The sequence below is a fragment of the Micromonospora sp. NPDC048898 genome, from assembly GCF_043198035.1.
Classification (GTDB): Bacteria; Actinomycetota; Actinomycetes; order Mycobacteriales; family Micromonosporaceae; genus Micromonospora.
In genome coordinates, this window is record NZ_JBICUF010000001.1 from 818,824 (window position 1) to 839,508 (window position 20,685).

Sequence of the window (20,685 nt, forward strand, 5' to 3'; positions counted from 1 at the left end):
CGTGGCGGGCCGCCTGCTGCTCATGTGTCGACTGCTGACGCGGCACCTGCGTCGACACCGGGCCGAGAACGTCCTGCTGCTGGTCGCCATCACCGCCGCGACCGCGACGATGACCCTCGGCCTCACCCTCACCGAGCTCGTCACCCGCCCGTACGAGCGGACCCGGGCCGCCACCGCCGGACCCGACCTCGTGGTGGAGCCGGGCTTCACCGGTCCGCAGGCCCTCGACGCGCTCGCCCCGCTGGCGACCCTGCCCGGCGTCACCGAGCACAGTGGGCCGTACCCACTGGTCTTCCTGGCGTTGACCGCCCGCGACACGACGGTCCGGGTCATCGTCGAGGGCCGCGACCAGGCACCGGCCGCGGTCAACCGGCCGGCGGTGACCGACGGCACCTGGGTACGCCCCGGCGGCGTGGTCGTCGAACGCACCTTCGCCGACGCCCTCGGCATACACCTCGGCGACACGGTCAGCGTCGACGGCCACCCGCTGCACGTGACCGGGTTCGCGGTCACCGCCGCCCGGCCGGTGTACCCGCAGGTCCACTGGCACCTGCCGGGCGGGAACCTGGTGGAGAAGGGCGGCCTGGTCTGGGTCGACCACGGCGACATCGCCACCCTCGCCGGGGGCCAGCCGCTGTCGTACACCCTGAACCTCAAACTGGTCGACCGCGATGCCGGCGCCGGGGCCATCCGCCCGTCGGGCGGCGATCCCCGCTTCCGCGGCTGGAGCTTCCGGTCCGCGCAGGACATCGCCCACAGCAGCGGACGACAGAACCGGCAGGCCGAGACGGCGCTGGTGGTCGGCGCGTGGCTGCTGACCGGCCTCGCGGTGGTCGGCATCGCCGGCATCGTCGCGGGCCGGGTCATCGCCCGGCGTCGCCGGGTGGGGCTGCTCAAGGCCATCGGTGCCGGGCCTGGCGTGATCGCCGCCGTCCACCTGGCCGAGTACCTCGTGATCGGGCTCGCCGCCGCCGGGGCCGGGCTGGCCATCGGCTGGTTCGCAGCGCCCGTGCTGTTCCGTTCCAGCGCCGGATTCGTCGGCTCGGTCGGCGTGAACCCGCCGCTGCACGTGGTGGTCACCGCCACCGCGCTCGCCCTCGCGCTCGCCGTCGCGGCGAGCCTGGGGCCGGTGTTACGCGCCGCCGCCACCAGCACCATCGAGGCGTTGGCCGACGTTCCCACCCCACCGCGTCGCCGGCGGTGGACGATCTGGTTGTCGCGCCGGCTGCCCACCGCGCTGCTGATCGGGGTACGCATCAACGCGCGCCGGCCGCACCGCGCCCGCCTCGTCACCGTGAACACTCTGATCACCACGGCGGCGCTCGCCGCCGTCCTCACGATCCTGGCGCAGGACGACGATCCGTTGAACCTGGGCTACTCGGAGCTGCCCGACCCCCGCAACGAACGAACCCTCCAGGCCATGCTGATCGTCGCCGGGGTGGCCTGCTTCCTCGCGCTGCTCAACACCGTCGTGAGCACCTGGACCGCGGTCCTCGACACCCGACACCCACTGGCGGTCGCCCGCGCGCTGGGCGCGACCCCCGCCCAGGCCGGCCTGGGGCTGGCCGTGGCGCAACTGCTCCCCGCCATCCCCGGCGTCGCCGTCGGGATCCCCTTCGGCATCGGGCTGTACCTCTTCTTCGACGGCGAGCGATACCCGCCCGTCTCCTGGACGCTCAGCACAGCCGTTGGCGTCCTGGTCGCGGTCGCCACGCTCACCGCCGTCCCCGCTCTGGCCGCCGCACGTCGCCCGGTGGCGGACACCCTCCGGTCCACGGCGACCTGACCGGCAGATCGTCGCGACTGTCACACGAGCCACGCATCGCACCTCAACGTTACCTAACCATCCCTATTCAGCTAGGATAGGGAACGATGACGGAGGAAATGTTTTCAGTTGAGCAGGTGGCCGACCGGCTCGGCCTGCACGTCCGCACGGTGCGCGGCTACATCCGCTCCGGTCGGCTGCGGGCGGTGCGGATCGGCAAGCAGTACCGGATCGCCGCCCGGGATCTCGACGCGCTCACCGGACAGGCGTCCGCGCCCGCGAGCGTCCGCGGGCAGGCGGAGGTGTCGAGCATCGTTCAGGTCGACGGCGTCGACCGGGCCGCCGCCGACCGGCTTGGCACGCTCGTGCTCACCAGCGCCAACACCGGCCACGACCAAGCCAACCCACTGCGGGTGCAGACGGTGTACGACGAGCAACGCCACCGCATGAAGATCATCATCTTGGGCGACCCGGCCGCCACCGCAGAGCTGCTGCACCTGCTCGACGCCGTCCTCAATGCCGACAACGGCCTACTCGACCGGGAGGTCCACCATGCCTGACGAGATCCAGGAACGCGCCGGCGTACAGGTGCTGGTCTGCGACCCGACCGGCCCGACCGTCGCCACCGAGCAGGACGCACTGGACCTGATCGGCGCGGCCTTCCTCGGCGCCCGGGTGGTCGCCGTGCCAGCCAACCGACTCGACGAACGCTTCTTCTCGCTGGGCACCCGCTTCGCCGGCGACGTGATGCAGAAGTTCGTCAACTACCAGGTGCGGCTTGTCGTGGTCGGGGACATCTCCGCGCAGCTGGAGGGCAGCTCGGCGCTGCGCGCCCTGGTGCACGAGTCGAACCGGGCCGACCACATCTGGTTCGTCCCCGACCTCGACACCCTCGACGACCGCCTGCGTGCCGTGGCGTAGCCCTTCACCAGTCCTGGGCGACGGCCATTTCCACCGCGTCCGGCTCCACGCCCCGCGCCTGCGCCTGCTCGGCTGCCCAGCGCAGATAGGCCAGCCACTCCTCGGCTGACCACCCGTTCCGGCGGCCGACACCGGCCACGGCGGGGAGCAGGCTGGCCACGACACGGTCGAGGATCAGTGGCTGCACGCCGCCCACCCCACGCCGGTAGCCGACGAAATAGAGAACCTTCGTGACCAGGCCCGGCCCCAACCACGGCAGCCGCGCCTGGTCGGGGTTGCCGAAGCGACGGTACGCCGTGCGCAGCGCGGCCTCGTCGGGCGCTGGCGTGGACACCTCTTCCAGCGCGTACGCCAGGCGCTTGCCGTCCGGGTCGGCGTGAGCCCGCTCCCCCGGTAACCCCACACCTTCGGTCGCCTGCATGGTCGCCTCCCGCAGATCTCGCGCTCGCGGAACTCCGTGGTTCGGACGCTATGCACGGGCGCTCCCACCTGCCGCCCGCCGACGGCATATCGCGGTATCGATTGCCTGGGCGGGCCGCCAACAGCGACACCGCATCTCGGCAGGGTCAGGGGACGTCGCAGCATTGATCTACGGTGTTGGCGTGCTTCCCAGAAACGAGAAGATTCTCGATCAGGTCCGCGCCGAGGCGCTGCGCCGCGACATCCCCGCCGCCGAGGTGGAGCGTTGGCTGGGGCTCGCCCGCCCGTCTGCGCTCCTGACACAGCAGGGTGACGGGCCGGTCGTGGGCGCCATCCGTGGGCCCGTGCTGCTCCCAGCCGACGCGCAGGACCCCACGTTCCCCCTGATCGCCACCATCGACTGCGCTGCCCTTCCGGCAGACGTGACAGACCTTCCGCTACCGGCCGACGGCCAACTGCTGCTGTTCGGTTGGCCCGAGGAGGACGGCTACGGCCAGGTGATGTACGTGCCGGCGGGCGTGGCCGTCGATGAGCGAGAGCAGTATCCGCCGGGGTTCTCTCCGGACGACGAGGAGTGCGCCGAGGTCTACGCGGAAATCCCGCAGGGCGACCTGCACCTCACCGTCGACATCTCCCTGCCCTACGTCAAGACGATCCCGGGGCCGCCGTGGTCTCCGCCGTTGCCGGGCGATCCTCCGTTCGAGGAGCTGACCAAGGTGTGGCAGGACGTCCTGGGCGACGTGCCGGACGGCGCCTTCTCCTACCCGGGCCATACGACGCCGCTGCTGCTGGGCGGCTACGGCACTGACTGCAACGGTTTCAACCCCGCCTGGTTGGGCGCCAACCGCTCGGGCAGCTCCGGCGAGGACGGGCCACCCGACCATGGTGACTGGGTTCTGCTGGCCGAGTTTCACGGCGGCAGACAGGGCGGCGCGAGCATCCACTGGGTGATCCAGCGTGCCGACCTGAAGGAACGACGCTTCGACCAGGCTAGCGTCTTCGTCTACTGGAACCCGTGAGGCCGGACGAGCGCGGGCGGCCCTGGCCTGACGAGCGTGATGCCTGTGAGTCATCAAGATGGCTCACAGGCATCACGCCTGTCGGGGCGGCCGGCCGTTCGACGGGACGGCCTGCCGGCTACGCCGTGGCGCAGATGGCGTACGCCGTGTCGGACCAGTTACCGGCGAACGCGTCCTCCTCGTAGGCACCCGAGTCGACTGTCGTCGGGGCGGTCGCCGGGCCTCCGTTGGGCCGGAAGTCGTCCACGACGCCCTCGCCGGTGACACCGTTCAGCTCGTAGCCGGCGCCGGTCATCACCTTGCCGACCGGGCAGCCCGCGACGACGCTGCGGAAGTCGAGGGAGTTGTTGGCACCCACGGTGGTCGCACGCATCAGGCCCGCAAGCGGGTTGGCGCAGATCGCGTACGCGGTCACCGACCAGTTGAGCGCTGTGGCGTCGGCTTCGTAGGCGCCGAGGCTGACCGCGGTCGGTGCCGCGGCTACGCCGCCGTTGGGGCGGAAGTCGTCGACGACACCCTCACCGGTGACGCCGTTCAGCTCGTAACCGGTGCCGGTCAGCACCTTGCCGATCGGGCAGGCCGCCGTGGTGGAGTGGAAGTCGGCCGAGTCGCTGACGCTGACCGCGGAGATCCGCACCAGGCCGGGCAGCGGGTTGGCGCAGATCGCGTAGGCCGTCACCGACCAGTTACCGGCGAACGCCTCCGCCTCGTACGCGCCCACGGTGACGGACGTCGGTGCGGTGGCCGGGCCCCCGTTGGGGCGCAGGTCGTCGACGATGCCCTCGCCGGTGACGCCGTTCAGCTCGTAGCCCGTTCCGGTCAGCACCTTGCCGACCGGGCAGGTCGCCGTGGCGCTGTGGAAGTCGGCCGAGTCGCTGACGCTGACCGCGGCGATCCGCACCAGGCCGGGGACCGCGGCGGACGCCGGGCTCGCCGGGACGAGCACCGCCCCGACCGCGACGAGACCGAGCACGAGTACGGACGCTCGGGCTTGTTTCTTGGTACGCATGGTGTTTCTCCCGTCTGAGACCCCGGGCGGCGGGCGTGACGACGCCGTCGTCGAGGCCGTTGGTGATGACGGGTTCACGGTAGGTAGTCGCCTGACCAGGCATTATCTACAAACCGACTACGTCGCGTAACGGACCGATCGGCCTGCCGTCCACGTCGTGGCCGTTCCGACGATCGAGGGACAGACGTGATTGCCCGCGCTCGATAGCCTGGGGTCGAATCGTGCCAGTCGGCTCGGGAGGCCGCGTTGACCATGGAATCCGCGTCCACGACCGTCGACGCGTCGGAGTTCGTGGTGGGGTTGGCCCGACAGGTGAGCGGGCGACTGGCCCCGGACGAGTCAGAGGTCTTCGACGAGGTGGCCGAGTTGTGGCGCGCCGGGGCGGCGCGGGGTCGCACGCCCGGCAGCGCGGTCGGCTTCGGCATCGACGAGGCACTGGTGAGCGCGATCGTCCTCGAAGCGGTGGCGATGGCAATCCGGGAGATCCTGGGCCTCGGGGCCGAGGTGGCGAGGTCGCGGTGGCGGCGGTGGCGCGGCACCGAGCGGCGCGCCACGTCGGGTCGCGAGCTGGCCGGTACCGCACTGCCGGCGGTCGAGGGCCGGATCGTGGTGCCGGCGGCGCAGGTGGCCCGACTACGGGAGGTGTCGCGGCGGCACGCGACGGCCCTCGGGCTCGACGACGCCGCCGCCGCCCTCCTCGCCGACGCCCTCGTCGGGGCCATCCACCTGCCGGAGGCATCCTCGGATGACGACCGCTCCTGACGGCCGACCTCCACTCTGGACATCACGGATTGCGTTGCCCCGCAAGCGGAAAGTAGCCGTCTATTACTTTTGGGTAGGTGCGGGGGATGCTGCGAATAAATACCGCGTTCGCCCGAAAGTTGCGGTAGCTTGAGCCTCGCGCCCACCCGCGCATCCCTCACTCGGACGTGCCACCCCCGCCCGTCCGCGTCCACTTTCACCCCTCGTGGAAGGTCCAACGGCGGACATGGGCGACGGCCCCGTTGACGAGTTCGAACGGTACATACAGGATGTGACGGTTTCGACCGCGCTGCGGGACTGGGCGGCCGGGCGGGACGCCACCATCCGCCCCCCGAGCCATGGCACCCCGCTGCGGGGGCGCGGCGGCGGGCGGTTGATCCCGGTGGTCGTGGAGCAGAGCGACGGCCGGGACCCCGAGCAGCTGTACGTGAAGGTGTTGTCGGCCGGGCAGGCGAGCGAGGAGGCCGCCCGGCACCGCAGGGCGGTCGGCGTCGACGCGGGCTTCGCGGAGCGCCACCTGGTCCGCCAGCCGTACCCGCGATACCCGGTCGGCGACGGCCGGCACCTGATGTTCCAGGACGTCGCGCGCGGGGCGGAACGGGTCGTCCCGCTCGCCGAGGTGAGCGACGACCAGCTCAGGGACGCCTACCGCGCACTGCTCGACGGGGTGTGGGGGTGGCACCGCCCGGGGCGTCGGATCAGCCAGACAAGTGTCGGCCAGTTCGTGCGACAGGAGCTGACCGACGCCGGTGCCGAGGCCGAGGTGTCCGGGGCCGTCTCGGCACTGGGCCTCGGCGACCTCGCCGCCGACTGGTTATACGACCCGGCGCTCGGCCTGGTGCTGCCGAACCCACTCCGGTTCGCCGACGCCGGCGCGCTCTTCCACGACCACAAGATCGACAGGCTCAGTGGGGCGTCGCACGGCGACCTGCACGGGCGCAACGTGCTCTTCCCGTGTTCCTCGTCCGACCGGGTACAGGTCCGGAAGTTCTGCCTGGTCGACACGGACCGGTTCGCCGTCGACGCACCACTCACCCGCGACCTGGTCACCCTGCTCCTGGATTTCGTCCTCCCCGAGGTGGCCGGCGCGCCCCGCACCGCCCAGGCCGACGCGCTCCTCGCCCTGCTCGTCGACCCGAGCGGTCGTGCCTCGGACCGGCTGCCCGCGCTGGCGACGAAGGTGATCAAGGCCAGCCACACGGTGGGGTCGACGGTCGCCACGAAGGGCAACTGGGGGACGATCTGGCGCGCGCAGTACCTGCTCTCCCTGCTGAGCCACGCGCTGATCTGCTGCACCTACGAGGATGCCGGCCCCACCGGACGAGCCTGGTACTTCCGACTGGCCGCCCACGCGGCGCACGCCTACCGACAGGAGTTCCGGCCGGGGGTGGTGCCGCCACCGGCGGCCGGCCTGCCCACCCTGCCGGGCGCGGCACCGCACCTGGCGTCCCCGGCCAACGACAGGTCGGCCCGCTTCGACGCGGCGGGACCGCAGCCGAGCCAGCAGAACCGCGCGGCACCACTGGACCGGACGCCACTGGACCAGACGCGGCCTCCGCCCGCCCCGGAGGCACCGGCGTGGCCCTGGGGGTCGATCCCGATTCAGCAACGGCCGAGCCTCGGCGGCTGGCACGGTGCGCCGCGGCGTCCGACGGCACCCCCGATCTCCCGCCCCGGCGACGGCGGAAACCCGCCACGCTTTGCGTCCGGGGCGCTGTCGACGAGTGGGAACGCCCCCATCAGCAGCCGGCCGGGCGCGGCGACAGGGAACGCGGCAGGTGCCACCCGGGCCGGCGCGTCGGGATGGCCGCCGATCCGCGACGGCGAACGGCCCGTCAACCGACCGGCCCCGCGCTACGTCGACTCCGCCCGCACGAACGCGATTCCCCGGCCCCGCCGCCCCGCTGGTGAAGGCTCCACCGGGGTGCCGGCGGGCCCCGGCCGGATCAGCCGACTGCCGCCCAAGCTGCGGGCCGTCCTGGCGATCCTGCTCGGTGGGGTGTCGCTGACACCGCTGGTGGCGGTCTACGGCTCCGGGATCCGGGGGCGCGACGAGACCCCGGTCGCCCCGACGAGCGAGGCGTCACCCGGGGCCGTGCCGTCGGCCGGCAGCACCCCCACGTACGCCGGCAGCACCCGGCGTCTCGCGGATCTCGCGCTGACGGCCGCGGGGATCACGCCCACGGCCACCGAAGGGGCGTACACAGTGTCCTGTCTTCGGGTCTGGGCACCGGAGGACCTCGCGCCGGGCCTCGATCGCCGCAGGTACCGCGACGAGCAGTTGTGGTGGACCGCGGCACTGTCCGGGCACCGGATCGTCACCCTGGTCACCAGCGGTCGCCGCTCCGGCCAGCCCACGTCGTTCCGCTACGGCCTGGGCGAGCTGTCCGAGATTCCGCCGGTGCCCTCGGTGGACCCGGTGGAGTTGCGCCGGCAGCTCGCCGCGCAGTTGGGCGAGTTGCCACCGGAGCTGCGCAACGCGGCCGGGATGCTCAACGTGGTCGTGCGGATCTTCCGCTACCACCTGCTGAGCCCGCGTCAGATCTCGGCGCTGTTGTTCGAGTTGGCGGCGACGCCGGGCATCCAGGACCGGGGCGCGTACCCGGACTGGAACGACCGACCCGGGCTGGCGTTCAGCGCCGACGACAGCGAGGACCGCCGGGAGACCGTGCAGTTCGACGCGCACACCGGTGAGCTGCTCAGCCACGAGACGACCACGGTGACCGACAACCGGACCCTCGACTACGTGCTGTTCCTACACAAGGAACGGACCAACCGGACCACCGGCCCCGGCTGCGCCTGATCGTCACCCGCAGCGGCGCTGCACGTAGTTCGGCCAGTTGCGGTAGGGCGACGCGTCGCTGCGGACCCGGTTGCCCGCACCGACGTCGAAGAGCCGGGTGTCGTAGTAGTAGAACGAGACCGACCCACTCGTGAGGTTGTAGTGCGCCGACTCGATACGGTACTGCCAGTACCAGGTGGCGAGGCTCTGCCGGCCGCAGTCGGAGAGCCGACCCCGGGGATAGCCGTAGTTGGGCCACTCGTAGAAGCAGTACCAACCCGAGGGACAGTCGGCGGCGGCGAGCGCCCCGATCGGCCGCCGCAGGGTCACGACGAAGGCACCATCGTCGTAGCTGATCTCGTTGTCGTTGATCGCCTTACCGCCCGGGTGGGTAGCCAGATAATCCGCTATTTCCTGACTCCCGGCCGGAGCGGCTCCGGCCGGGCCGGGTGCCGGAAAAAGGATCAAAAGCCAGCAGAGTACGACCGCAAGCACGGCGAAAATGGGACGTGGAATGACCATTCGACACCTCGCGATGGATGGAACGCCCGTTCAGCGTATTGAGAGTCCTTGATTGATCGCCAGTTCTGATCTGTGCAGAATCCTGACAATGGTCTTTCGGGGCACCATCGAGCGGCCACCGCCAACACGTGAGACATCGCATTGACTTTGATGCATTGCCGCTAGCATTCGGGTATGCCTGCTCGCCGCTTCACCGCCGCTGTCGTCCTCGCCGCACTGGCGAGCCTGCTCGCCATCGACGCCGCCCGCGCCGACGGCCCGGCCATCAGCACCCCCGGCACCCCCACGGTGGTGGCCAACCAACCGCACCAGCTCACCCTCAGTTGGGCGCCCTCCACCTGGGTCGGCGATCCGGCCGCCGAACAGCCGATCAACTACGAGGTGCAGGTTCCGCTGGGCCCGCACTCGTACCGCTGGCTCGGTACGTCCACCGACACCACGATCACGCTGACCGACCTGGCACCCGGCACGACGTACCGGATCGCGGTTGCCGCCCGCGCACTCGGCGGCTACTCCGACACCTCGGCCGCCACGACAGTGCGCACCGCCAACGGCCGCGCGACGGTCAGCTACCTCAACCTCGACTGGTCCCCCACCAACAACCAGATCCAGCACGCCGTGAACGTCACCAACACCGGCACCGGGCCACTCGACCTGAGCACCGTGCGGGTGCGCTACCACCTGCGCTTCGAGGGCGCCAACACCTCACTGGTGGCCAACTGCGACTGGGCCGCCCTGGGCTGCGACCGGATTCGGCAGGCCGTGCAGTTCTTCGTCCCGCCGGCCGGGCCGCCCGCGTCGACCACACCCACGCCACCGGGCTACCCCATCCCGGGCACGCCGATCTACGGCTGGGTCGAGCTGACCTTCACCGACGGCACGCTGGAGCCGGGCGAGTCGACAGGCCCGATCCAGCTACGGCACCACCGGCACAGTTGGAGCGACATCGACGAGCGCGACGACCCGAGTTGGCTCGCCGCCACCGGCCAGTGGGCCGTCAACGAACGGATCACCGTGGACGTCGACGGCGTACGCGAGTTCGGCGACGTCTCCTGACAGCGAGCCGAGTCCGGCGGCCCTGTCCCGACGACCGTGATGCCGGTGAGTCATCAATATGACTCACCGGCATCAGCCATCCTGGCGACCCTCGCCTCAACCCGCGTACCTCATCTACCGCGCGATGCGGGCGGGCAGGCATCGCGCCCCCGACGGCGGCCGGCGAGGACGGCGGCAGCTCCCAGCACGACTCCGACCGCGAACACTGTGGCGCGACCCTTTACGGCCTCCCGCCCAGGCAACGACTCGGGGCCGGTGATCGGCACAGCCGCAGCGGGCTCGTTCATCGCCGGTCCTGCCGCGACTGCCAAGAGATATCGGCGATCAACGATCGCTGTGAAGCGCCGCGCGCGCCGGGACGTCTCAGCCTTCCTTCGCGGCCCACGCGCCTCCGCCCAGAATCGACGCCCCACCTGGCCCTTGAAGAACTGATCGGCGAGTGCCTCCAGGTGCGGCGCGCTGAGAACGTCCACCTCCCACATCAGCTGCCAGTGGGACACGATGAGGTTCGCGTAGACGTGCTTACGGAACCATTCCAGGTTGGTGGCGTCCTCGATCGGCCCCCAGCATTCGAGAAGCGCGGGTTCGTCGATGGCCATCTTGAGCAGATCGGTATGCAGGGCACGCAGTGCCACGATGTGCCGACGAGAGCAGCATGCCATTAGCGGGTGAACCGTTCGGGCAGGTGAATGCGATCGGCGGGGATGCCGTGGGCCAGCAGCCGTGACCGGGCACCGGCCAGCATCGCGGGTGGGCCGCACAGGTAGATGTCCTGGTCGGGTAGGTGGTGATCGAGGGCGATGGTCAGGGCGTCGCCCTGCTCGGCCGGCTCGGCGCAGGGGTCGGCGGAGAACGCCGGCACGACGGTGAGCCAGTCGTGGGCGCACTGCAGCTTGTCCAGGGCAATCGCGTCGTACAGGTCGAGGAAGGCGCGGGCGCCGACGACAAGCGTCACCCGCCGACCATCAGGTGCGGCGGCGACCTGCTCGACCAGGGCGCGCAGCGGCGCCAGCCCGGTGCCACCGGCGACGAGCAGCAGATCATCGGTACGCGCCGGATCGAGACTCAGCCCAACGTCGCCGGGTGGGCCGAGCCAGAGCTGCTCGTCGGGGCGTACCTCGTGGACCAGGTCGTGGGAGACGGTGCCGGCGGGTACCGCGCGGACGTGCAGCTCGACGGTGCCGTCCGCGCGTGGGGCGTTGGCCGGTGACAGCCAGCGCCACTGCCCCGGCTGGCGCGGCGTGCACACCGGGACCGCCTGACCTGGCTGGAAGGGCAGTCGTCGCCAGGGACGTACCGTCAGGATGGCGATGTCGGGCGACGGCCGCTCGTGGCCGATCACCTGGACGTGCCACCAGGCCGGGCCGTCGCCGACCTGCGCGGCAGCCTCGCGAATGGCCTGCGTGGCGCGCCCCAGGGCGGCCCTCCACGGAGCGGGCGGGCCGTGCCGAGCGACGGTGGCGAGCAGGGCGTCACCGACGGTGGTGGCATGCGGGAGCAGGTCAAAGTGACGGTACGCGCGGCCGAGCACCAGGAGCAGCGCCGCCCGGTGCGCCGGGTCGTCGACACCGACCGTGAGCTGGCCCAACGCGGTGAAGAACAGGGGCGCGTCACGGTGCCGGAGCAGGCCGGATCGGCGGTCTTCGAGGCTGCACCAGAAGTCGCCGGCGGCCCGCACGTCGACCGACGCCCAGGCGGCAGCCAGGCTCCGGTGTGTCGAGTAGTCGTCGTCGATCGAGGTGGGCATGCCGGCTCCGAGACGTTGACGGATCGAGGGGCACCGGGGCGGGCGGGGGACGGAGGTGCGCCGTTGAGGGCCGGCGCAACTCCGGGACAAGGCACCCGCCCCGGGCCATGCGTCCACCCTCGCGGGTTGGGGCAATCACGAGCTACAGCGTTCGAGCCGCCGAAATGGCGCATCAATGAGGCACGCACGTACCCGCTCCGTAGTCGCTCGGTTACTACAGTGGCAGCAAGCGGGAGGGAGCATCGTCGTGGCCTTGAAGCGGCACCGACTCTGTCATCGGCGCAAGGCAATGGGGCTCAGCCAGGAGCGGTTGGCCGGAATCCTCGGCGTCGAACGATCCGCTGTCGTCCGGTGGGAGAGCGCCGAGACGGACCCTCAGCCGTGGCATCGGAGCCGGATCGCCGACGCATTGCGAGTTACGCTCGAACAGCTTGACGAGATGCTCGTGGATGTGTCAGTGGCAACGCGCAGGGGGCGGATCATGGGAGAGGACACCCGCGATCCCGCAGCCGGGGTGGTTCCCTCAGACCTCCTGGCCGGGTTACGCACGTTCTTGACCAGCTACCTGCCTGACCGACCCTCTGAGCCAATCCGGCCACTGGTTGATGTGCGGCGCAGTGTCGGCAGAGTCCACAACCTCTACCAGCGCGCAAGCTACAGCTCTGCGGCAAGACTGCTGCCGAGCGTCCTCGCGCAGGCGACGGACCTGGCAACGAACGCACCTGGGGCGCACCGAGACCGAGCGTTTCAGTTGCTCTCCGCCGCATACATCGCGGCCTCGAAGCTCGCCGCGAAAGTGGGCGACGGCGAGAGTGCACTCATGGCGGCCGACCGGGCATCGACAGCAGCAGGACTCGCCGGGAATCGAGCACTGCTAGCAGTCGCCGCCTATCAGGCGGCCTGTGGACTTCTTCGTATTCCGGGACGGACGGACCAGACAGTAGAGGTGCTGGCAAGCAGCATCGATCGGTTGTCCTCCGAAGGGCCGGCGACTGATCCGGATCTCATCTCTGCGCACGGAGCACTACTTCTCCTGGCCGCTGTCGTAGCTGCCGGCACCGGCGAACAGAAGACAGCCGCTCGGCTCCTGAGTCAGGCCGAGGGGTTTGCCGCTGAGCTGGGATCGGACCGCAACCGCCTGTGGACCGCGTTCGGACCCACAAATGTCGCCATCCACACCGTCTCCGCTGCCGTGCGGGCGGGTAACCCGGACCAAGCCGTCGATGTGGCGCTGCGGCTCGACACTTCACGCCTGCCAGCCGTGCTCGTCGGCCGGCGGGCGCAGGTGCACGTCGACCTGGCGGCGGCTTCGCTGATGGGCGCCGCGGATCGGTCGGCTGCCGTATTGCACCTGCTCGAAGCGGAGAGGACAGCCCCAGAGGTGGTACAGGCCAACATCCAAGCTCGCGAACTCCTTCGCGATCTGCTCTCGAAGGAGCGGCGAGTCGCGACACCAGGGTTACGGCCGTTGGCCGAGCGAGCTGGCCTGCTGGTGTGAGCGAGCGCCCTGTGCTCCCGCCTGTGATTACGGCCGCACCACCTGTGCTGCGGATCAGTGAGCTGGCCGACCTCCTGATTGCCTACGACCGGGCGGTGAGTGTGTGATCGAGGGCTTGCAACTTCACCATCACAGCGCCGACGAGGCCGCAGGGATCCTCGATCAGCTTGTGGCCCTCTACCTTGAGGTCTACGCGCGTGGCGGCGAGTTCTACAGCGAGAATCGCTACCGCCGTCAGCTCGACCTCCACATGCAGCGGATCGGATGGGAGCTGGTCGCCGCCACAGTCGATGGCGCTTTGGTCGGCTACATCTACGGCTTCCCGCTACCTCCGGAGACGCGATGGTGGGAAGGCATCCACGAGCCTGTGCCGCCCGGGTTCACCGACGAGGACGGCACCCGCACCTTCGCGCTCAGCGAGCTGCTGGTCCACCCCGCCTGGCGCCGTAGGGGCATCGCTGCCGCACTGCATGACGAACTGGTCGCGGCCCGAGGTGAGCCACGAACCACGCTCCTGGCGCGTCCCGACAATGCTCCCGCTCACGCCGCGTACCGCTCCTGGGGTTGGACCAAGGTGACCACGCTCCAGCCGAGCTGGGAGAACGCGCCGATCTTCGATGTCCTGGTCCGAACACCCGCCCACAAAACCTCGGCCCTGGGCGGCAGAGTCGACACATGAGCGAGACGCGTGCCGCCCTGATCGTTATCGACATGCAGAACGGCTTCATCAACGACCGCAGCCGAGCCGTCATCCCAAAGGTCGTTGAGCTGGTCGAGCATTGGGAGGCGACCGGGCGGCCGGTGGTGTTCACCCGCTATCACAACTACCCCGGTAGCCCATTCCAGCGTTTGATCGGCTGGTCCTCGGTGCAGCACGCACCCGAGACGGAGATCGTGCCCGAGCTGGCGCACCATGCCGACCGTGCCCGAGCGGTAATCGACAAGCAGATCTACTCGTACTTCTCCTCCGAGGGTGCCGCGTTGACGGAACAGGAGGGGTGGACCGACCTGGTGTTCTGCGGCGTAGCCACGGAGAGTTGCGTGCTGAAGTCGGCGGTTGACGCCTTCGAGCGTGATCTCACGCCGTGGCTCGTGACCGACGCGTCCGCCAGCCATGGCGGACAACCCGCACACGATGCCGGCCTCCTGGTTGCGCGTCGGTTCATCGGTGCCGGGCAGCTCATCAAGATCGACGACGTTGGCGTCAAGCTCTGACAGGTGCAGCGCCGATGCGCTCGACTGCATGTGGTCCGACTCGGGCAGACTGCTGGCATGACGGAACGCCCGGTGTTGTATCTGGTCGTGAGCGCCGCAGGTCCGGCGGAACACATCGACGAGTTGGTCGACCTGCTGATCGCCGACGGGTGGCGGGTGTGCATGATCGTCAGCCCCACCGCCGCCGCGTGGCTCGACCGGGCGGCGTTGCAAGACAAGACCGGCTATCTGGTACGCGTCGAGTGGCGGATGCCCGGCGACCCTGAGCCGCACCCACCGGCCGATGTGGTGGTGGCCGCGCCTGTCACGTTCAACACGGTGACGAAGTGGGCGTTGGGCATCAACGACACGTTGGCGCTCGGTGTCCTCAACGAGTCAACGGGCGCGGGCCTACCGATCCTTGCATTTCCGCACGTCAAGGCGGAGCTGGCCGCGCATCCGGCGTATGCGGGTCACATGGCGGTGCTGCGCGGCGCCGGCATTGTCGTGGCCGAGGGGATGCCGCTGAACGCGGCCCACACGTCCGACCGTTGGGGTGTGGTCATCAAGGCGCTGCGGTTGCTTCGTCCAGCATGAGCGGACGGTTCTCCGAGGCGGCGATGACGGCGGCCATGCGGGACATCGCCAGCACCCTGGGCGTCTCGGCCGACGACGCCCAGTTGCTGCGACTGACCAACAACGCCGTCTTCGCGCTGCCCCGGGCCGGAGTCGTCATCCGGATCGCGCGGACCCATCAACTTCAGGACAGAGTGCGGAAGGTGGTCCGGCTTGCGCGCTGGTTCGCCGAGATCGACGCGCCGACGATCCGCCTGGCGCGAGACGTCGAGCAGCCAATCGAAGTTGGGGATCTCGTCGCTTCGGTGTGGCAATACGTCCCGCCGCAACCACCTACCCTCACGGCGGAGGACCTTGGCACGGTCCTGCGTAAATTTCACGCCCTCGGCGTGCCACCCTTCCCGCTGCCCGTCTGGGACCCGATTGGCGACGCAAGAAGACGGCTGGCCGACGCCGACGGGCTCAGCGAGCCCGACCGGAACTTCCTGGCCGACTGGTGTGACTGCCTGGAGCCGCAAGTCACCGCCCTCATCGAGCGCGGGACGCAGACGCTTATCCACGGGGACGCCCACGCAGGCAACCTGCTCAGAGAGACGTCGGGTCGAACGGTCCTCTGTGACTTCGACGCGACCTGCATCGGCCCCTGGCAGGTTGACCTAGCGGCGGTTGCGGTCGGCGAGGCACGGTTCGGAGGAACAGGGGGACACCACTCGTTGGCCACCGCGTACGGCTTCGACGTCACCTCGGACCCGTCCTGGCCGCTTCTCCGGCAAGCACGCGAGTTGAAGATGATCGCAGCCGCCGTGCCACTCCTGACGACCTCGGCGGCCGTGGCTGCGGAATTTGCCAACCGCCTTCACTCGGTGCAAGAAGAGAGCCATGCCAGGCCCTGGCAGCCATTCGCCGACCTCGTCACGCCTCAGCCCGAGCGGAAATCTCCCAAAACCACCACCTGAGGGCGAAGACCATAGCACTGGACGTCCTGCCGGCAGCCAGTCAGATCAACTCGGGGCGCATAAGCCGGCAGCTTTCACAGGTGCGCTCGAGCCTAGCCGCGTCACGGCACCCGACCGCGGCAACGCGGCAGTTCGTTCACGCCTACGACCGGGCGGTGAGTGTGTGATCAAGGGCCTTCGACTCCGCTATCACCGCGCCGACGAGGCCAACGGGATCCTCGATCAGCTTGTGGACCTCTACCTGGAGGTCTACGCGGGTCGCGGCGAGTTCTACAGCGAGGACCGCTACCGGCGTCAGCTCGACCTCCACATGCAGCGAGCTGGGTGGGAAGTGGTCACCGCAACTGTCGACGGGGCTTTGGTCGGCTACATCTATGGCTTCCCACTTCCTCCACAGACACGGTGGTGGGAGGGCATCCACGAGCCCGTACCACCCGGGTTCACCGAGGAAGACGGAACGCGCACCTTCGCGGTCAGCGAGCTGCTGGTGCATCCCGCTTGGCGGCGTCGGGGCATCGCGAGGGCGCTGCACGATGAGCTAGTCGGCAGCAGGGAAGAGCCTCGAACGACGCTCCTGGCCCGTTCTGACAATGTCGCCGCCCAGACCGCGTACCGCTCCTGGGGCTGGAACAAGATCAGCAAGCTGCAGCCGAGCTGGGAAAATGCCCCGATCTTCGACGTCTTGGTTCGCGACGACGCAGGGAGCCACACGTTTTGAAGTGAGCATCGGGGTGGTCCGGGCATCGAGGGTGCAGCGCAGGAGAAGGTTCAGCAATCGATCTCGAGTAGCACCCTTACCCAACACCACCTGACAGCTCTCTTGAGCATGGAGGTTAGCTCCGGCCAGGTGCACCAACCGGAGTTGATCCGCCGCAGCGCATTGATGATTCTGTCCGAGATCTGACACTGGGAACACCAATGAAAACGAACAAGGCAGGACGTAAGGTGCTCCAAGAATCGGGAGTGCAGCCGCGCAGTGGGTGTCCGGATGCTCGATTGCTGGCTATGGTGTTCGGACCGCAGTCGTCGCGACCTTAGGAATGGCGTGGGGATTCTCAAAGAAATGCAGCGGGCGCAGGCTCGCCAGGAGCGCGCCCAAAGGCAGGCTCAAGCCGCCGCTTACCGGCATCATCAGCACCTTCACCGCGAGGCAGATCGCGCCAGGAAGGCCGCAGAGCGCGCGTCAGCCGCGAATGAACGAGAGCGCAAGCGACTCTACGCCGAGGCGCGCATTGCCGAGGTCGCGGCAAACAACTCGGACCTGCAGGCGCGCATAGACGAACTCGACGGCTTGCTGTTGGCCACGCTTGACGTCGACGATCACATTGATTTTCGGCGGCTTCGTAAATCTGTGAAGCACCCACCCTTCCAGCCTGGACCCCTCGGCACTCCTCTGCCACCACCGGATTGGCGACGCTTCGAACCGATTGCTCCGTCTGGCATCGGGAAGCTATTCGGCGGCCAGGCCAAATATCAGCAGCAGCTCGCTCAGGCGCAACATGCCTTCGGGCAGGCTCAGGCGCAGTATGCAGCCGCAGAGGCCGAACGCCAGCGCCGGCTGGCCGTTGCACACCAGGAATACCAACAGGGACGAGCGAAAGTCGAAGCCGAGACCAAGGCACACAACGCCGAGGTTGATCGCTTTGCGGCCGCAGTGGCTGCCGGAGACCCCGCAGCGGTGGTGGATTATTTTGGGATGGTGCTCGGCAACTCGGTCTACCCCGACGACTTCCCCCAGCACTACCGCCTAGCTTACGTGCCCGAATCCCGGCAGCTCGTGGTGGAATATTACCTTCCAACGTTGGACGTGATTCCAGCTGTACGGGAGTACCGCTACGTCAAAGCGCGCGATGAGATCAGCACTGCGGCGCGTCCAGCGAAGGAAGTGAAGGAACGTTACGCAAGCACCGTGAGCCAAGTGACTCTACGGACCATCCACGAACTCTTCGAGTCCGACCGCACTGGGTTGGTAGACACAATCGTCTTCAACGGCATCGTCGACACAACCGACCCGCGCACCGGCACTTCCGTCCAGCCCTGCCTTGTGACACTCCGCACGACCCGAGAGGTATTCACTGCCTTGACTCTGCGCAGTGTCGAGCCAGCCGCTTGCCTGCAACACCTTAACGCCTCGGTGTCGAAGCGTCCCGAGGCCCTTGCGCCAGTTCGCCCGGTGCTTGAGTTCGACATGGTAGATAAGCGATTTATCGATGAAGTTGACGTGCTCGCCGACCTCGACCAGCGGCCAAACCTTTTACGGCTGACGCCGAGTGAGTTCGAGAGCCTCATACAAAACCTATTCGCCAAGATGGGCCTAGACACTAAACAAACGCGCGCGTCGCGGGACGGCGGCGTGGATTGCGTGGCCTTCGATCCTCGACCTATTTTCGGTGGCAAGGTCGTCATTCAGGCGAAGCGCTACCGCAATACGGTAGACGTTTCCTCCGTCCGCGACCTATTTGGGACCCTTCAGAACGAAGGCGCGTCTAAAGGCATCTTGGTTACAACAAGCGGATTCGGTCCAGCCTCATACGAGTTCGCCTCCGGCAAGCCACTAGAGTTGATCGACGGCTCGAACCTGCTCTATCTACTCGCCGAACACGGGGACGTCAAGGCCCGCATCGATCCAACCGACCTGGACTGATCCATGCCGGGACCATCCGGTCAGCCAAGCCAAACTAGGATTTTGCACTTCACTCACATCGAGAACTTGCCAGCCGTCCTCGCCGCGGGCCGGCTCTTCGCCGACAGCATGGTTGGCACCAGGCTGGCCAGGAACGTGGGCGCTTCCGATATCAAAGCCAGCCGCCGTCGACGAGCCGTCCCATGCCCTCCCGGTGGGGCGGTGGCCGACTACGTCCCCTTCTACTTCGCTCCGCGTTCACCGATGATGTTTCGTATCGCGCGGGAGCATCAGGATGGAACGCCGGGTTGCTACCCAGACGGGGACGATCCGCTGGTCTACCTCGTGAGCTCGCTCGAGAAGGTGCATCACGCCCAGTTGAGGTGGGTCGCAAGCGACGGCAACTGTGCCGCAACCTTGACAAGGTTCTCAGGAGTTCTGGACGACCTTGCTGAACTCGTCGACTGGGCGTTGATGAGCGAGCGGATCTGGAAGAACCTACCCGAAGACCCCGACCGAGTCCGGCGGCGGATGGCCGAGCTGCTGGTCTACCGTGAGTTCCCTCTCGATCTACTGGCGGGCTACGTCGTACGGACGCCGGCGCGACAGGAACAGCTGAGGCAGGTCTTACGGGATGCTGGCATTATCGACGCGTACGTTGATGTCAGACCCAGCTGGTACTACGGGTTCCGACGGGGGGAGGCACGCGAATGATCGTCATTGCGCACGGCAACCTGCTGACCGCTGACGTCGAGGCCCTGGTCAACACCGTCAACACCGTGGGTGTGATGGGCAAGGGGATAGCTCTGCAGTTCAAGCGTGCCTACCCGGCGAACTACGCCGCCTACCGGGCAGCCTGCACCGCCGGGGAGGTCAAACTAGGTCAGATGTTCCTGTTCGATTCGGCTCTCCTCGGCCCTAGACGCTACGTGATCAACTTCCCGACCAAGGGTCACTGGCGCACCAGTTCGAAGCTGACGGACATCAAGGACGGCCTCGACGACCTCGTTCGCGTCGTCCGTGACCATGGGATCTCCTCGCTCGCTGTGCCCGCGCTGGGATGCGGTAACGGAGGGCTGGACTGGGAAAAAATCCGCCCGTTGATCGAGCGGAGCTTCGCTGACCTACCGGAGGTTCGGGTTCTACTGTTTCCGCCGGAAGGTGCTCCCAACCCTGCGGATATGCCGGTGGCAACGACTAAACCTCCGCTGACTCCTGGCCGCGCCACCCTCCTCTGCGCCATCGACCGCTACCTCGATCGGGCAGGCGCGCTGGAGCCCCGGGATGGGGTGACCGTGCTGGAAATCCAGAAGATCGCCTACTTCCTTCAGGTTCTGGGGCAGCCGCTCCGGCTGAAGTTCAGCCGGGGACGGTATGGGCCTTATGCCGACAACCTGAACCAGGTTCTCGACCGACTTGAAGGGCATTACCTAACCGGCTTTGGCGACCGCAGCGCCCGGGTCGAAGAATTCCAGCCAATCCGCCTGACAGCCGGAACGACGGAGGCTGTGTCAGCATGGTTGGAACCGCACGGCTCACCAACAAGGCATTCGTTAGAGCGACTGGCTAGCTTGGTTGAAGGCTTCGAGGCGCCATACAGTCTCGAATTGTTGGCCACCGTGCACTACGCCGCTGAACTGACTCCTCCAACCAGCGAACTCAGTGAGTTAATCGAGCGAGTCCAGGCTTGGAGTGGCCGCAAGGCGCGGTTGTTCACCCCAGCACATATCCGGATGGCGTATGAACGCCTGCAGTCAGCAGGATTGCTCCCAGTGTTGGCCAGCAGCTAAGCAACTCGTGTTTCGGGTCCACTCCCCGGCGCCGTAGCTGCTTAG

The 20,685-nt window shown here is 68.3% G+C and carries 21 protein-coding genes; 16 read left to right on the plus strand and 5 right to left on the minus strand.

The window, feature by feature from the left end; genetic code table 11:
• Position 1: 1 nt before the first annotated feature.
• From ACGFIQ_RS03845 to ACGFIQ_RS03855, 3 genes are all read left to right on the plus strand, one after another.
• Positions 2-1,786 carry an FtsX-like permease family protein gene (locus ACGFIQ_RS03845; RefSeq protein WP_393238722.1) on the plus strand — a complete coding sequence of 595 codons (1,785 nt, stop codon included), beginning with the start codon at positions 2-4 and terminating at the stop codon, positions 1,784-1,786.
• Positions 1,787-1,872: 86 nt separating this feature from the next.
• On the plus strand, positions 1,873-2,325 hold the full coding sequence (locus ACGFIQ_RS03850; RefSeq protein ID WP_393238725.1) for a helix-turn-helix domain-containing protein: 453 nt from the start codon (positions 1,873-1,875) through the stop codon (positions 2,323-2,325).
• Positions 2,318-2,686 (plus strand): DUF4180 domain-containing protein, encoded by a 369-nt coding sequence (locus ACGFIQ_RS03855; RefSeq protein WP_393238727.1) that lies wholly within the window; start codon positions 2,318-2,320, stop codon positions 2,684-2,686. The genes ACGFIQ_RS03850 and ACGFIQ_RS03855 overlap by 8 nt, the downstream gene beginning before the upstream one ends.
• A gap of 4 nt (positions 2,687-2,690) precedes the next feature.
• On the opposite strand, the gene ACGFIQ_RS03860 is transcribed toward ACGFIQ_RS03855, so the two are convergent.
• Positions 2,691-3,107, minus strand: a complete 417-nt coding sequence (locus ACGFIQ_RS03860) for a hypothetical protein (protein WP_393238730.1) — start codon at positions 3,105-3,107, stop codon at positions 2,691-2,693.
• Positions 3,108-3,288: 181 nt separating this feature from the next.
• Between ACGFIQ_RS03860 and ACGFIQ_RS03865 the strand changes: the two genes are divergently transcribed.
• On the plus strand, positions 3,289-4,125 hold the full coding sequence (locus tag ACGFIQ_RS03865; RefSeq protein WP_393238733.1) for a hypothetical protein: 837 nt from the start codon (positions 3,289-3,291) through the stop codon (positions 4,123-4,125).
• A gap of 118 nt (positions 4,126-4,243) precedes the next feature.
• On the opposite strand, the gene ACGFIQ_RS03870 is transcribed toward ACGFIQ_RS03865, so the two are convergent.
• Positions 4,244-5,134, minus strand: coding sequence for a hypothetical protein (locus ACGFIQ_RS03870; protein WP_393238736.1), 891 nt, complete (start codon positions 5,132-5,134; stop codon positions 4,244-4,246).
• Between the two features lie 246 nt (positions 5,135-5,380).
• Between ACGFIQ_RS03870 and ACGFIQ_RS03875 the strand changes: the two genes are divergently transcribed.
• Entirely contained in the window at positions 5,381-5,896 is a 516-nt protein-coding gene (locus ACGFIQ_RS03875) for a hypothetical protein (RefSeq protein WP_393238739.1), read from the plus strand.
• A 271-nt stretch (positions 5,897-6,167) separates the two neighbouring features.
• Positions 6,168-8,699, plus strand: coding sequence for a hypothetical protein (locus tag ACGFIQ_RS03880; protein ID WP_393238742.1), 2,532 nt, complete (start codon positions 6,168-6,170; stop codon positions 8,697-8,699).
• Positions 8,700-8,702: 3 nt separating this feature from the next.
• Here ACGFIQ_RS03880 and ACGFIQ_RS03885 read toward each other — a convergent pair whose 3' ends face one another.
• Positions 8,703-9,173 (minus strand): peptidase inhibitor family I36 protein, encoded by a 471-nt coding sequence (locus tag ACGFIQ_RS03885; RefSeq protein WP_393238745.1) that lies wholly within the window; start codon positions 9,171-9,173, stop codon positions 8,703-8,705.
• 201 nt (positions 9,174-9,374) lie between these two features.
• On the opposite strand from ACGFIQ_RS03885, the gene ACGFIQ_RS03890 reads away from it, so the two are divergent.
• The gene (locus ACGFIQ_RS03890; protein ID WP_393238748.1) at positions 9,375-10,256 is read left to right on the plus strand and encodes a fibronectin type III domain-containing protein; all 882 of its coding nucleotides are present in this window, start codon (positions 9,375-9,377) and stop codon (positions 10,254-10,256) included.
• 110 nt (positions 10,257-10,366) lie between these two features.
• Here the strand turns inward: ACGFIQ_RS03890 and ACGFIQ_RS03895 are convergent, their stop codons facing one another.
• Positions 10,367-10,891 carry a DUF6082 family protein gene (locus ACGFIQ_RS03895; RefSeq protein ID WP_393238751.1) on the minus strand — a complete coding sequence of 175 codons (525 nt, stop codon included), beginning with the start codon at positions 10,889-10,891 and terminating at the stop codon, positions 10,367-10,369.
• A gap of 26 nt (positions 10,892-10,917) precedes the next feature.
• Positions 10,918-12,003 (minus strand): FAD-binding oxidoreductase, encoded by a 1,086-nt coding sequence (locus ACGFIQ_RS03900; RefSeq protein ID WP_393238754.1) that lies wholly within the window; start codon positions 12,001-12,003, stop codon positions 10,918-10,920.
• Between the two features lie 247 nt (positions 12,004-12,250).
• Here ACGFIQ_RS03900 and ACGFIQ_RS03905 point away from each other — a divergent pair, with 247 nt between their 5' ends.
• The 9 genes from ACGFIQ_RS03905 (at position 12,251) to ACGFIQ_RS03945 (ending at position 20,640) form a co-directional block, all read left to right on the plus strand.
• The gene (locus tag ACGFIQ_RS03905; RefSeq protein WP_393238757.1) at positions 12,251-13,501 is read left to right on the plus strand and encodes a helix-turn-helix transcriptional regulator; all 1,251 of its coding nucleotides are present in this window, start codon (positions 12,251-12,253) and stop codon (positions 13,499-13,501) included.
• A 103-nt stretch (positions 13,502-13,604) separates the two neighbouring features.
• Positions 13,605-14,180: a GNAT family N-acetyltransferase gene (locus ACGFIQ_RS03910; RefSeq protein ID WP_393238760.1), complete on the plus strand. Its 576-nt coding sequence runs from the start codon at positions 13,605-13,607 to the stop codon at positions 14,178-14,180.
• Positions 14,177-14,716, plus strand: coding sequence for a cysteine hydrolase family protein (locus ACGFIQ_RS03915; RefSeq protein WP_393238763.1), 540 nt, complete (start codon positions 14,177-14,179; stop codon positions 14,714-14,716). Before ACGFIQ_RS03910 ends, ACGFIQ_RS03915 begins: the two co-directional genes overlap by 4 nt.
• Positions 14,717-14,773: 57 nt before the next feature.
• Positions 14,774-15,292: a flavoprotein gene (locus ACGFIQ_RS03920; protein ID WP_393238766.1), complete on the plus strand. Its 519-nt coding sequence runs from the start codon at positions 14,774-14,776 to the stop codon at positions 15,290-15,292.
• A complete protein-coding gene (locus ACGFIQ_RS03925; protein WP_393238769.1) occupies positions 15,289-16,227 on the plus strand; it encodes an aminoglycoside phosphotransferase family protein in 939 nt (312 codons plus the stop codon). The genes ACGFIQ_RS03920 and ACGFIQ_RS03925 overlap by 4 nt, the downstream gene beginning before the upstream one ends.
• On the plus strand, positions 16,151-16,945 hold the full coding sequence (locus ACGFIQ_RS03930; RefSeq protein WP_393238772.1) for a GNAT family N-acetyltransferase: 795 nt from the start codon (positions 16,151-16,153) through the stop codon (positions 16,943-16,945). The genes ACGFIQ_RS03925 and ACGFIQ_RS03930 overlap by 77 nt, the downstream gene beginning before the upstream one ends.
• Before the next feature lie 327 nt (positions 16,946-17,272).
• On the plus strand, positions 17,273-18,871 hold the full coding sequence (locus tag ACGFIQ_RS03935; RefSeq protein WP_393238775.1) for a restriction endonuclease: 1,599 nt from the start codon (positions 17,273-17,275) through the stop codon (positions 18,869-18,871).
• 42 nt (positions 18,872-18,913) lie between these two features.
• Positions 18,914-19,564 (plus strand): DUF4433 domain-containing protein, encoded by a 651-nt coding sequence (locus ACGFIQ_RS03940; RefSeq protein WP_393238778.1) that lies wholly within the window; start codon positions 18,914-18,916, stop codon positions 19,562-19,564.
• Complete coding sequence (locus ACGFIQ_RS03945) at positions 19,561-20,640, plus strand: macro domain-containing protein (protein WP_393238781.1); 1,080 nt, start codon at positions 19,561-19,563, stop codon at positions 20,638-20,640. The genes ACGFIQ_RS03940 and ACGFIQ_RS03945 overlap by 4 nt, the downstream gene beginning before the upstream one ends.
• The last annotated feature ends 45 nt before the right edge of the window (positions 20,641-20,685 follow it).